Origin of the sequence: Gemmiger sp. An194, assembly GCF_002160145.1 — a bacterium.
Taxonomy (GTDB): Bacteria; Bacillota; Clostridia; order Oscillospirales; family Ruminococcaceae; genus Allofournierella.
Genome location: NZ_NFKA01000007.1, coordinates 128613 through 140853 on the forward strand (window position 1 = coordinate 128613; position 12241 = coordinate 140853).

Consider the following 12241-nt stretch of genomic DNA (forward strand, 5'->3'; position numbering starts at 1 on the left):
TTTTCTGAACTGTGTTATATTATTAAAGTCGCCGGAAGCAAGGCGGCCAGATAATCCTCAATAGCTCAGTCGGTAGAGCATGCGGCTGTTAACCGCAGGGTCGTTGGTTCGAGTCCAACTTGGGGAGCCAAAAAGAGCGTATCGAGCAATCGGTACGCTCTTTCTTTTTGCAAAGCGGCAACAACCCTGTGCGTTCACAGCCGCAAGAACCAGCGGGGTGCCGCAAAGCAAAACTGGATGCACGAATAAAACGGCGCGGGGCGGCTGTTAACTGCGCCGGAGCCGAGCGCGCCCGGTGGGCGATGCAGCGAGGCGGAGGCGGGCCCGGAAACAGAGCGATGTGCTGCGGGCGAAAGCCCGTAGTGCAGCGCGACAATTTCCGGGCTCGGAATGGTCGTTGGTTCGATCTGCATTGGCGCTTGTGTTTTGCGCATTGGGTAACCGGTACGCTCTTTCTTTTTGCAAAGCGGCAACGACCCTGTGCGTTGTGTGATGCCGGTAAATATCGTGACTTTGTATCAGGTTTGTGATAAAGTAAAAGGGTAGAACGATTCGTCAAAAGGAGGCGCCCGCCATGGAATCTGCGCTGAAAACCAAATATAAGCTGGCCAATGCCCTGAAAGAACTGGTAGGACGCGAACCTCTGGATAAGATCACCGTGAAGCAGATCGTGGAGGGCTGCGGGGTAAGCCGTCAGACCTTTTACCGATGCTTTTTGGACAAATACGATCTGGTAAACTGGTATTTCGAGCGGCTGGTTGAGCAGTCCTTCAAGGAGATGGGCGTGAGCCTTACCCTGCGGGAGGGCCTGCTCAATAAATTTCGCTTTATTAAGGCGGAGCAGAGCTTTTTTGCCTGTGCCTTCGGCAGTCACGACGCCAACTCACTGATGGCGTACGATTATGAATACATTCACCGTTTTTACAGCGAGATCATCACCCGCAAGACCGGTGCGCCTCTCACCGAGGATGTGGCTTTTTTGCTGGAGATGTACTGCCGTGCGTCCATTCAGATGACTGCCAGCTGGGCAGTGAGCGGTATGAAGCGCAGCCCGGAACAGATGGTGGAGCTGTTGATTGAGGCGATGCCCCAGCGCCTGGAGCTGCTGCTGCGGGATCTGCACCCGGAAGCCTGATGCGGGCTGTTCCGGCCTTTTTGATAAAATTATGAAATGTGACACTGGGATTCATGTGTAACTTGTAAACGGGAAAATCATATTGTTATAATAATAACAGTGAAACGCTTTTCGCCGAGTTGCAGCGGAACAAGCGTCCCGGTTTTTACTTTTCATAACAAAAAGGAGAGGTTTACCCATGGCTAATCGTATTGTTCTGAACACCATTTCCTATCATGGCAAGGGCGCCATCGAGAACATCGTTCCCGAGCTGACCGCCCGTGGCTACAAGAAGGCTTTTGTCTGCTCCGACCCCGATCTGGTTAAGTTCGGTGTGACCAAGAAGGTCACCGATCTGCTGGATGCTGCCGGCTTCGCTTACGAAGTGTACAGCGAGATCAAGCCCAACCCCACCATCGAGAACGTACAGCACGGCGTTGAGGCCTTCAAGGCTTCCGGCGCGGACTGCATCGTGACCATCGGCGGCGGTTCTTCCATGGATACTGCCAAGGCCATTGGTATCATCATCAACAACCCCGAGTTCGCCGATGTGCGCAGCCTGGAGGGCGTTGCTCCCACCAAGAAGCATGCCGTGTTCACCATCGCTGTTCCCACCACCGCCGGCACCGCTGCCGAGGTTACCATCAACTACGTAATCACCGATGTGGAGAAGAAGCGCAAGTTCGTTTGCGTGGACACCAACGACATCCCCGAGGTTGCTGTGGTTGACCCCGACATGATGAGCAGCATGCCCAAGGGCCTGACCGCTGCCACAGGTATGGATGCTCTGACCCATGCCATCGAGGGTTACATCACCAAAGGCGCCTGGGAGATGACCGACATGTTCCACCTGAAGGCCATCGAGCTGATCTCCAAGCACCTGCGCGGCGCTGTTGAGAACACTCCGGAAGGCCGTGAGGGCATGGCTCTGGCGCAGTACATCGCCGGCCAGGGCTTCTCCAACGTGGGCCTGGGCATCGTTCACAGCATGGCTCACAGCCTGGGCGCTGTTTACGACACTCCTCATGGTGTTGCCAACGCCATCCTGCTGCCCACTGTGATGGAATACAACGCTCCCGCTACCGGTGAGAAGTACCGCGACATCGCCAAGGCCATGGGCGTGGAAGGCACCGAGACCATGACCAAGGAAGATTACATCAAGGCTGCTGTGGAAGCCGTGAAGAAACTCTCCGCCGACGTGGGCATCCCCGCCGACCTGAAGGCTATCGTGAAGGAAGAGGATGTACAGTTCCTGTCTGAGTCCGCTTACGCCGATGCCTGCCGTCCCGGCAACCCCCGCGACACCAGCGTGGAGGAGATCGCTGCTCTGTACCGCAGACTGCTGTAATCAGCCAGCTGAATCAAATTTTTCGTGCGCCCCGAGTTTGCTCGGGGTGCACTTTTTGTGTTGCATTGACTTAACGCGCCGGGTCCAGCTGCGCCCGAAGTGCCTGCACTGCTGCTTTTTCGATGCGGGAGACATAGCTTCGGCTGATGCCCAGCAGCTGGGCCACCTGCTGCTGGGTCAGTGGAGGCTGGCCGCTCAGGCCGTAGCGCAGCAGGATCACCTGACGCTCCCGGCCGGTGAGCTGCTGCACCAGTGTGCGCAGACGGCCGGATTCCTCCCGGAACTCGCAGTCCTCATCCAGCAAAAAGTCATCCGGTACCACATCCAGCACTGTCAGGTGGCTGCCGTCCTTGCTGGTCTGGATCGGCTCCTGCATGGAAAGGGTAAGCGGGGCTTTCCGTTCCCTCCGAAGGTGCATCCGGATCTCATTTGCTATCCTCACACAAATGCGTGTTTTCCGGGCTTTGCAAAATTGCTTCGTTCTCTGTGCCCAACAAGAACACGTGGGCACAGGCGCCGTCCCAGAGAACCTTTTGTACCAAGGCGCGCACCCCTGCTCGCTTTTGTTCCACGGCCATCTGATCCGCGCAGTCCCGGAACAGGGTGAGCTGCCGCTGTAAAAGCTTGAATTCCCCGGCGGGAAGTGTGCGTTGTTCCGGCGGCTGTTCCAGCCCGCGAAGCTCCTCTTCGAGTGAGGCCTTCTGTGCGTGTAATTCTTCGATGCGCTGCTTTACGTGATCGGCGGCACAACCGCCCGCAAAGTCGGGCAGAGAATCAATCAGGGCAGTGATTTTGCGCTGCAAATCCGCCTGTTGGCGGTGCAGCTCTTCCCGCCGCTGCGTGGGGCCGTCCTCACCGTCGGCGAAGAAGCGCTGCCCCTGTTCCAGCCGGGCAACAAAAGTATGAGGGTCACCCTCCAGCGATTTGATCTGCTCCCACAGGGCGGCATCCAATGAATTGCCTCCGGCATTGTCCAGACTGCACAGGCTGCGTCTGCTGTGCTCCTTTTGTTTGCACACATAGCGAAAAAGCGGCTTGCCGTCTATGTCCATTCGCTGAGTGAGTTTGGGATACATCCGGCTGCCGCAGCGGCACCAGAGCAGGCCGGTGAGCAGGGCCTGGTTGCTGCGAGGCTTGCGGTAGGCCTTGCAACGGTTGCGCTCCAGCGACTTTTGAACCTGTATCCAGGTATGGGCCGGGATCAGGCCCGGGTGCTGCCCCACAGAAATAATCCATCGGCTGATGGGAAGAAAAATGGCGGCACGGCCCTTTTCCTGGTCGGTGCGGTTGTAGGCCAGGATGCCCCGCACTCCGTCGAATTCCTCCGGCGCAGAAAAAAGCTCTGCCTGCTGTTCCTTGAAATACCGGTAAGCCTCCCGGTCTGCAATCATGTAGACTGGGTTCTGTAAAATGCTTTTGATGGAAAAGCGGGTGAAATTCCGGTCGTTTTTGGTTTTGCAGCCGCGGCGCAGCAGCTCGGTTTCGGTCCGGGTGAGGGAATCGGTCTCTGCGTACAGCTGATAGATGACGCGGACAATGGCTGCTTCTTCGGGGAGAAGCTTCAGACAGCAGGCTCGCTTGTTTTTGCCGTCCACCGTGACCGTTTCAACAGCCTCTGACGTATAGCCGGTGGGGGTGACGCCCCCTAGCCAGCGCCCGGTTTTGGCCAGTTCATGCATGTTGTCCCGGATGCGCTCGGCGATGGTTTCCCGTTCCAGCTGGCTGAACACCGATGCGATGTACATCATGGCCCGGCCCATGGGGCTGGAGGTGTCGAAGCTTTCCCGGATGGATACAAAATCGATTCCCAGCCGGCCCAATTCTTCGATCAGGGCGGAGAAATCGCTGATGCTGCGGCTGATCCGGTCCAGCCGGTAGACCACCACAGCCCGGAACTGATGGGCCCGGGCTGCCTGCATCATCCGTTTGAAATCCGGACGGTTCAGATTCCCGCCGGAAAAGCCCTCGTCCTCGAACACTGCCGCCTGGTCGGCATAAGCTTCGCCAAAGGCAGTGCGGATATATGCCCGGCACATGTCCACCTGATTGCCGATGCTCTCGCCCTTTCCGGTAAAGCGGGATTTGCGGGAATAAATGGCGATGGTATCGCTGTTCTTTTCCATGGTCATTGCCTCCTCTTTCGTAGTAATATAACGTGGCAAAAGGATAAGATAGACCGGGCTGAAGAAAAGGCGTGCGGAACAGCGTTATTTAAAAAGAACTGAATTTGAGACAGGCAGCCTTGCCTGTATGTTCGATTTACGATATAGTAGAACCAGAACAATTCGGAAAAGGGGTGCTGTGAATGTGGCTTGTGAAATTGCCCTTTAAGCTGATTGCCGTGGTGCTGATGCTGGTGGTTGGGACCATTGGTGTTTTGCTGAAAATTGCGTCCGGACTCTCCCATGTTGCGCTTGGCTTGCTCATGTTTGTGCTGTTTCTCAGCGGAGTAATTGCTGCGTTTCAGGGCAACTGGCCAATGGTGGGCGGGGTTTTTGTGGCAGAGGTGATCTGCTTTGCCGCTTCTCTGGCCGCATCCCTTTTGGTGGAAGTGGTGGATGGCATCTTTGGCGGATTGGTGGATTTCATCTATTCCTGAAGCTTTCAATACTTACAAAAGGCCCCGGCCACATGGTTCGTTCCATGCGGTCGGGGCCTTTTGGTATAAAAGACAGGAAGTGTGTAATAGGATGGAATCAGACGAAAGGGCGGGGAGGGGAAGCGAATGAGGAGTGGTATGCCGATCCAGATCATCGTGTACAGCCCACAAAGCGAAACGGGCAAAAAGGAATTGGCCCGGCGGGTAGCAGAGCTGTATGCGGATTGTGTGCTCAGCACCATTCGCGGGCTGGATTGCTCCCCGAAACAAAAACGGGAGCTGCTGGAGGCGGTGATTGATGTGGGAAAGAAATGTCTTTTTAGCTAGAAGGCAGAGCATTCGGTTTACTGGCCGCAGGCACGGAAATAAAGAGCAGCTGCCTCATCGGAAGATTTCCGAGAAAAAGCCTCTCCTGACGATTCTTTTGTCAGGAGAGGCTTTTGGTGCGGATTGAGGTTGGTGTGATCGATTTATGGGTGGGCTCTTCTGGGAAAAAATCCGGAAAGGCATTGATCACTGATGCTGGCAGCCAGTTGGGGGAGCTCCGGCCGCAGTGTGCTGTTCGGCTCCAGCTCCTGCAGGAAAAATCCATAATACCCGGAGGTAAGGAAGCGCAGAATGGCCTGCAGCTGTTCAGCGCGGTATTCTGGTGGGACCAGATAGTTCTGACGTACCATGGTTTCGAAAAAGGGGAAGATGGTATGATCCAGCTTTTGCAGAAAGACGGGAGAGGTCTCGCCGCGCAGCAAAATGCGCAGAGGATGCTTGTATTTCTGCAAAAACTGGAAAAACAGCTCACTGACCGCACCAGAGTCCGGCGAGACAGTTTTTATCTGCTCCATCAGGCAGCGGAGTTGTTCCACCACGCTATCCTCCAGTGCATCTGCCAGAGAATAAATGTCCTGATAATGATTGTAAAAGGTGGCCCGATTGCAGGGGCAGAGGCGGCATAGTTCTGCCACCGTGATTTTGTGCAGGGGTTTGCGTTCCAGAAGGAAGAGCAGCGTAGTTTACAGCTGGGTTTCTGTGCGCCTGGCCCGAACATCAACGGGATTTTTCAGCATAAAATGATTCCTCAATAAAAAATAGACAACACATGCGGCGAAGCTGCTGTGTAAACAACGAGGGCGGATGGATTGTTGGTTGCAGAATCCATCATCTTCTATCATTATAAGGGATGAAATGGTGATTGACAATCACCCGACGGAATCGGAAAAAGAAGGAACAGCACAATGAAAAACTATATGGATCTGACCGGACGTGTGGCCATTGTTACTGGCGCATCCTCAGGTCTGGGGTATGAATACTGCAAGGCATTTGCAGAGAACGGAGCCTGCGTAGCCGGGTTTGCCCGGCGGGTTGAGCGTCTGGAGCAGCTCAAGAAAGAGATCGAGGATATGGGCGGTAAATTTTTGCCGGTGCAGTGCGATGTGTCTGTGGAAGAGCAGGTTGTGGCAGGTGTGAAGCAGGTGGTGGATACCTTTGGCAGGGTGGATATCCTGGTGAACAACGCCGGTATGATCGCCTATTGCCCCACCGTGGAGCTTTCGCTGGAAAAGTGGCAGCGGGTGGTGGATGTGAGTTTAACGGGTTATTTCCTGATGGCCCGGGAATGCGCAAAATATATGATTCCGCAGCGGTATGGCCGCATCATCAACACGGCTTCCATGTATGGCCGGATTGCCGCACTCCATCACCCGATTCTGGCCTACAACACCACCAAGGGTGCGGTGCCCAACTTCACCCGGGCTCTGGCGCAGGAGTGGGCACAGTACAACATCACTGTGAATGCCATTGGCCCCGGTGAATTCCCCACCGAGATGATGCAGATCACCGAAGACGCGCTGGAGGAACTGAAGGGCTGCTGCCCCATTGGGCGGCCCGGCGAAATCTTGGAGCTGTGCGGTCAGCTGCTGCTGTTCGCCAGTGAGGCTAGCGCCTACACCACCGGTCAGACTATTTATATCGATGGCGGTTGGACCAGCGTGTAACAAAAAAGATAACCCTGAATGGTCTGAATCAAACCCGGAACGAAAAAGAGAAAACAAGCCTCTCTGTTTTTTCAGAGGGGCTTGTCTTTTACAAGGGAAATGGATTCAGAAGGGAAAGAAGTGGGATTAACGCTGTGGCGGCTTTGCTGCGGCCTTGATTTTTTGTGCCAGAAACTGATCGGTATAGTGAATAAAAAAGCGGCCGAACAGGGCAAACAGGAGCGGCGAGCCGTTCCAGGTCAATTCCACCAGAGTCTGCCGGGAGGTTTCATCCGGGGAGCAGTCAATAAACCAGTTCAGGTTTTTCACGGGAACAAACGCCCATGGGTTGTACAGCGACCGGCAAGGGGAGAAGCTTTCAATGTCCAGGAAAATACTTTTGCTGAATTCGTCCCCCCAGTCGATGAATTCATAAGAGCGAAACAGATCGCTGCTTGTTTTCTGTGCCAGCTGTTCCCACAACTGGGGAACGGGCAGAGGGGAAAGATATGTCCGTTTTTTCTCCAGTACGGCCCGTTTGGGTATCTTTTTCAGCAAAGAAACCAGACCAATAATGTACCGAGTCAAAAGTATGAGACATACGGCAGCAAGAAGCAAAACCAGCCAGAGCACGGCGGGTCTGGAAAACGGGAACCATCGGAAAGCAGCAGGAAAACGCATATTGGACCCCTCTCCTCGCTTGTGCAGTGTGTGTTCGGCAGCTCAGCCGAACATTGTGGTGTGACATTCATCGATTCGCTAGCCCGCATAGGTGTCGGCCATCAGGAAATTTCAAACAAAACGCTCCCTGATGAATTCATTTTCTTACATCAGGGAGCGTTTTGTCAATCATTTTGCTTTCAGCAATCGGGCAGTGTTGCCCGCCGCTCACTCCGCCGCAGCGTCCCGGTGGCCGAGATACCGCAGCCTGTGGTCCATTCGCTGGAGTCGGATGAGAAGCTGCCCACGGCACCGGCCTGCGACTGGTGGCCCAGATCGCCGCCGCCCATGGAGGCAAGGCCGTATTCTGCAACGGAACGCCCTACCGGTGCGAGCTGTGGCTGCCGGTATAAAAACCAAACAGGCTCTGCAATGCGGCCCCCGCTGATTGTCAGGCGGGGGCCGCTCGTGCTATGATAGGGCTATTAAATAAAAGTCGGCACGCAGAGGAGGGGAAACACATGGTGTTTCTGATCGCGGGGGCGTCGCACACGGGCAAGACCGCGCTGGCCCGGCGGCTTGTGGAACGGTATAAGGCAAACTGCCTGTCCATCGATCATCTGAAAATGGGACTGATTCGCAGCGGCTATACTTCGCTTACTGCCACCAGCAGCGATGAAGAGCTGACCGGCTACCTGTGGCCGGTGGTGCGGGAGATGGTGAAGACGGCCATTGAAAACGGGCAGGATCTGATCGTGGAGGGCTGCTATATTCCCTTCGACTGGGCGGAGGAATTTGCGCCGGAATACCTGGCGCAAATTCGTTACCGCTGCCTGGTGATGAGCGAGAAGTACATCCGCGCTCATTATGGGGATATCAAGGCCTATGCCAACGTGGCGGAGCAGCGGCTGGATGATTCCGACTGCACCCTGGAAACCCTTCTGCGGGACAATGCCTATACGTTGGAAATGTGCCGAAAACACAGTGTTCCTTACACCCTGATTGAAACGAACTATCTTATAGAGATTTGATTCGACACAAGGAGGTGGCTGCATGCCGCTGCATATTGTTCGAAACGATATTACCGCCATGAAGGTGGATGCAATCGTCAACGCCGCCAACGAGAGCCTTCTGGGCGGCGGGGGCGTGGATGGGGCCATCCACCGGGCGGCCGGGCCGGAGCTGCTGGCGGAGTGCCGCACTCTGGGCGGCTGCAAGACCGGCTGTGCCAAGCTCACAAAGGGCTACCGGCTGCCCGCCCGCTTTGTAATTCATACCGTGGGCCCCATCTGGCGGGGCGGCGGTCATGGAGAACGGGAGCTGCTGGTGTCCGCTTACCGATCCTCCCTGGAGCTGGCGCTGGAACAGGATTGCCGCACGGTGGCCTTCCCACTCATCTCCTCCGGGGTATATGGCTACCCAAAAGACCAGGCCCTCAAGGTGGCGGTGGATACCATCGGCGACTTTCTGCTGGCCAATGATATGACGGTCTACCTGGTCATCTTTGACCGGGCGGCCTACACCATCGGCAGCAGGCTCTTTGCGGACATCGCCGCATACATCGACGACTGCTATGTGGAGCAGCACACAGAAAGCCGGGAAGAGGAGTACCGCCGCGCCATGGCCTTCGCCTGTGCGCAGGCAGCGGCGCCGGGTGTGCCCGAGGGGCTGAACCAGGCGGTGGAGCGGCTGGACGAGAGCTTTTCCCAGATGCTGCTGCGCAAGATTGACGAAAAGGGCATGACCGATGCCCAGTGCTACAAAAAGGCCAATATCGACCGCAAGCTGTTTTCCAAGATTCGCTCGGATGTGCACTATAAGCCCTCCAAGCCCACGGCCATGGCCTTTGCCATCGCGCTGGAGCTGCCGCTGGACCAGGCGCGCCAGCTGCTGGAAAAGGCGGGCTTTGCCTTTTCCCACGCCAGCAAGTTCGATATCATCGTGGAGTATTTCATCGCCCACCAGAACTACAATATTTTCGAGATCAACGAGGCCCTGTTCGCCTTTGACCAGAGCCTTCTGGGCGGCTAAAGCCCGGGAAAGGAGAATCGTTATGCCCCGTATGGATGTGACCGAAATGCCCTTTGCAAAGCTGTATCCGCTGCTGGTAGCCAAGGCCGAAAAGAAGGGCCGCACCCGCCAGGAGGTGGACCAGGTGACCGGCTGGCTCACCGGCTATCCCCCGGAGCAGCTTGCCGCCATGGAGCAGAGCGGAATCAGCTACGGCGAATTTTTCCGTGCAGCGCCGGCCATCAACCCCAACTGCACCCTCATCACCGGCAAGATCTGCGGCGTGCGGGTGGAGGAGATCGAAGACCCTATGATGCGACAGATCCGTTATCTGGACAAGCTGGTGGACGAGCTGGCAAAGGGCAAGCCGATGGAGAAGATTCTGCGGAAATAATCATCGTACATACAGGAGCGTGCAGCAATGAAAGAAAAGAAATTCGAAAAAAACGGGCGGTTGCCGTTCGAGGATGCAGCGGAAAGGATGTGATATGAACAAAAAGAAAGGATGAAAACCATGAGCTATATTCCAGACCCCAATCAGGTCTTTCCCAATGAATACAAAACCTCTTGTTTTATTAAAAATGTGGTCAAGGCCCCCAATATCATCATCGGGGATTATACCTATTACGATGATGCGCAGGACCCCACCGGCTTTGAAAAGAACAATGTGCTGTTCAATTACCCGGAGTTTGGCGACCATCTGATCATCGGTAAATTCTGTGCCATTGCCTCCGGGACCAGGTTTATCATGGGGCCCGCCAATCATCGGATCAGCAGCGTGACCACCTATCCGTTCCATGTGTTTGGCGGAGCATGGAAGGAAAATACTCCGCCCCATATGGAGCAGCTCCCCCGCAAGGGCGATACCGTGATCGGCAATGATGTATGGATCGGGCGGGAATGTGTCATCATGCCGGGAGTGAAGATCGGTGACGGTGCAATCGTGGCCGCCTGTTCCATAGTAACGGGAGATATTCCGCCTTATACGGTGTTTGGAGGCAACCCGGCCCGTTTCATCAAGCAGCGATTTGATGAGGAGCTGACAAGCCTGCTGCTGCAATTCCGTTGGTGGGAACTTGCTCCGGAGACACTGGTGAAGGTACTGCCGATGCTCTGTGATCCGGATCTGGAAAAGGTAAAGCAGCAAATAAAGGCAAGACTCACAAGCGAAGAATAAACTTGTCGCCCATCAGGCGACCGAAAAAATGCGAGATCCCCCTATACTGTGTTTGCAACCAAAAAACACAGTATAGGGGGATTTGTTTATGAAAAAGAATTTGACCGAGCTGGTGTTTATCCTGGACCGCAGCGGCTCCATGCAGGGGCTGGAGGCAGATACCATCGGCGGCTTTAACTCCATGCTGAACAAGCAGAAGAAGGAGCCCGGCGAGGCGCTGGTCTCCACCGTATTGTTCGATGATCGGGTCGAGGTGCTCCATGACCGGGTGCGGGCGGAACGGGTCAAGCCCATCACCGACCGGGAATACTATGTGCGGGGCTGCACCGCCTTGCTGGACGCGGTGGGCGGAGCCATTCACCACATCGGCAATATCCACAAATACGCCCGGCCGGAGGATGTGCCGGAGCATACCCTTTTTGTCATCACCACCGACGGCATGGAAAATGCCAGCCGTCGTTATTCTGCCCATCAGGTACGCCGGATGATTCAGCGGCAGAAAAAGAAGTATGGCTGGGAGTTCCTCTTTCTGGGAGCCAACATCGACGCGGTGGAAACAGCGGGTCATCTGGGCATTGACGCAGACCGGGCGGTGAATTATCACTGCGACAGTGAGGGTACCCGCCTGAATTATCAGGTTCTGGCTCAGGCGGTGTCGGCAGTCCGTTGCAGCGCGCCGCTGGATGAGCACTGGAAGGACGCCATCGAGGCAGACTTCCGAAAACGGGATGTCCGCCGGTAAGGCGTGTGCTATAATAAAGATAAAACTGCCGCAGAGGAGGAGCTTCCATGCAGTTCGATCAAACGCTTCTGGAAACCTACCGCACCCTTTTGCAGACCACAAATTTGCGGAAGGCCTATCAGGAATGGCTGCGCATGTTCCGTTATCTGCGCACCGCACTGGAGCAACAGCTGCCGGAATACCGGTTTCAGGGCAGCGTCAGTGAAAACGGCATGGACTACGCCTATTTCTCTTTTACCGATCCGCTGCTGAAGGAGCAGGGCCTCAAGATGGTGGCGGTGTTTGTTCCCGAGCGTTTTCAGCTGGAGGTGTGGCTGTCCGGTGCGAACCGGGCCGCTCAGAGTCGCTGGGCTGCTCAGCTGAGCCACTGCCCGCCACCCATGAAACAAAGCGAGAACCCGGCCCGCACGGATTACCTGGTGCGGCTTCCGGTCGAAGCCGATCTGACGGATGGGGAAGTCGTTGTGCAGGCAATGAAACATGCGGTGGAACAGCTGCGGGCGTTCCTTTCGCTGAAAGAATAAAAGAGCCGGAGCTTCTGAAAGTGAACTGCACCCCATTTGTTAGACAGTATGATATACTGAATAACAAATGGGGTGCTTTACTATGCCGAAAGGAATA

General features: G+C 55.5%; 15 protein-coding genes and 1 tRNA gene. 12 read left to right on the plus strand and 4 right to left on the minus strand.

The features are described from left to right. Window positions 1–54: 54 nt before the first annotated feature. From B5F28_RS06550 to fucO, 3 genes are all read left to right on the plus strand, one after another. A tRNA-Asn gene (locus B5F28_RS06550) sits at window positions 55–130 on the plus strand. A gap of 444 nt (window positions 131–574) precedes the next feature. Further along, the gene (locus B5F28_RS06555; RefSeq protein WP_087185531.1) at window positions 575–1135 is read left to right on the plus strand and encodes a TetR/AcrR family transcriptional regulator C-terminal domain-containing protein; all 561 of its coding nucleotides are present in this window, start codon (window positions 575–577) and stop codon (window positions 1133–1135) included. Between the two features lie 178 nt (window positions 1136–1313). Continuing rightward, window positions 1314–2462: a lactaldehyde reductase gene (fucO, locus tag B5F28_RS06560; protein ID WP_087294500.1), complete on the plus strand. Its 1149-nt coding sequence runs from the start codon at window positions 1314–1316 to the stop codon at window positions 2460–2462. A gap of 70 nt (window positions 2463–2532) precedes the next feature. On the opposite strand, the gene B5F28_RS06565 is transcribed toward fucO, so the two are convergent. Together B5F28_RS06565 and B5F28_RS06570 are read right to left on the minus strand one after the other, a co-directional pair. Next, window positions 2533–2880 carry a sigma-70 family RNA polymerase sigma factor gene (locus B5F28_RS06565; protein WP_087294502.1) on the minus strand — a complete coding sequence of 116 codons (348 nt, stop codon included), beginning with the start codon at window positions 2878–2880 and terminating at the stop codon, window positions 2533–2535. A gap of 7 nt (window positions 2881–2887) precedes the next feature. Beyond that, window positions 2888–4585 (minus strand): recombinase family protein, encoded by a 1698-nt coding sequence (locus B5F28_RS06570; RefSeq protein ID WP_087294535.1) that lies wholly within the window; start codon window positions 4583–4585, stop codon window positions 2888–2890. Window positions 4586–4767: 182 nt separating this feature from the next. Here B5F28_RS06570 and B5F28_RS06575 point away from each other — a divergent pair, with 182 nt between their 5' ends. Both B5F28_RS06575 and B5F28_RS06580 read left to right on the plus strand, forming a co-directional pair. Continuing rightward, window positions 4768–5061, plus strand: a complete 294-nt coding sequence (locus tag B5F28_RS06575; protein ID WP_087294504.1) for a hypothetical protein — start codon at window positions 4768–4770, stop codon at window positions 5059–5061. A gap of 138 nt (window positions 5062–5199) precedes the next feature. Then, window positions 5200–5388: a hypothetical protein gene (locus B5F28_RS06580; RefSeq protein WP_087294506.1), complete on the plus strand. Its 189-nt coding sequence runs from the start codon at window positions 5200–5202 to the stop codon at window positions 5386–5388. A 143-nt stretch (window positions 5389–5531) separates the two neighbouring features. Here the strand turns inward: B5F28_RS06580 and B5F28_RS14435 are convergent, their stop codons facing one another. Further along, window positions 5532–5924, minus strand: a complete 393-nt coding sequence (locus B5F28_RS14435) for a hypothetical protein (RefSeq protein WP_143424697.1) — start codon at window positions 5922–5924, stop codon at window positions 5532–5534. Between the two features lie 369 nt (window positions 5925–6293). On the opposite strand from B5F28_RS14435, the gene B5F28_RS06590 reads away from it, so the two are divergent. Then, window positions 6294–7052, plus strand: coding sequence for an SDR family NAD(P)-dependent oxidoreductase (locus B5F28_RS06590; RefSeq protein ID WP_087294510.1), 759 nt, complete (start codon window positions 6294–6296; stop codon window positions 7050–7052). 126 nt (window positions 7053–7178) lie between these two features. Here the strand turns inward: B5F28_RS06590 and B5F28_RS06595 are convergent, their stop codons facing one another. Next, entirely contained in the window at window positions 7179–7712 is a 534-nt protein-coding gene (locus B5F28_RS06595; protein WP_143424698.1) for a hypothetical protein, read from the minus strand. 452 nt (window positions 7713–8164) lie between these two features. Here B5F28_RS06595 and B5F28_RS06600 point away from each other — a divergent pair, with 452 nt between their 5' ends. The 6 genes from B5F28_RS06600 to B5F28_RS06625 all read left to right on the plus strand — a co-directional run bounded on the left by B5F28_RS06600 (window position 8165) and on the right by B5F28_RS06625 (window position 12144). After that, a complete protein-coding gene (locus tag B5F28_RS06600; RefSeq protein ID WP_143424699.1) occupies window positions 8165–8722 on the plus strand; it encodes a zeta toxin family protein in 558 nt (185 codons plus the stop codon). Between the two features lie 22 nt (window positions 8723–8744). Further along, on the plus strand, window positions 8745–9722 hold the full coding sequence (locus B5F28_RS06605; protein WP_087294517.1) for an O-acetyl-ADP-ribose deacetylase: 978 nt from the start codon (window positions 8745–8747) through the stop codon (window positions 9720–9722). A 22-nt stretch (window positions 9723–9744) separates the two neighbouring features. Then, entirely contained in the window at window positions 9745–10095 is a 351-nt protein-coding gene (locus B5F28_RS06610; RefSeq protein ID WP_087294520.1) for a DUF2200 domain-containing protein, read from the plus strand. Between the two features lie 120 nt (window positions 10096–10215). Next, window positions 10216–10878 (plus strand): CatB-related O-acetyltransferase, encoded by a 663-nt coding sequence (locus tag B5F28_RS06615; protein WP_087294537.1) that lies wholly within the window; start codon window positions 10216–10218, stop codon window positions 10876–10878. An 88-nt stretch (window positions 10879–10966) separates the two neighbouring features. Further along, on the plus strand, window positions 10967–11620 hold the full coding sequence (locus B5F28_RS06620) for a vWA domain-containing protein (protein WP_087294522.1): 654 nt from the start codon (window positions 10967–10969) through the stop codon (window positions 11618–11620). Window positions 11621–11667: 47 nt separating this feature from the next. Further along, window positions 11668–12144 (plus strand): DUF7000 family protein, encoded by a 477-nt coding sequence (locus B5F28_RS06625; protein ID WP_087294524.1) that lies wholly within the window; start codon window positions 11668–11670, stop codon window positions 12142–12144. The last annotated feature ends 97 nt before the right edge of the window (window positions 12145–12241 follow it).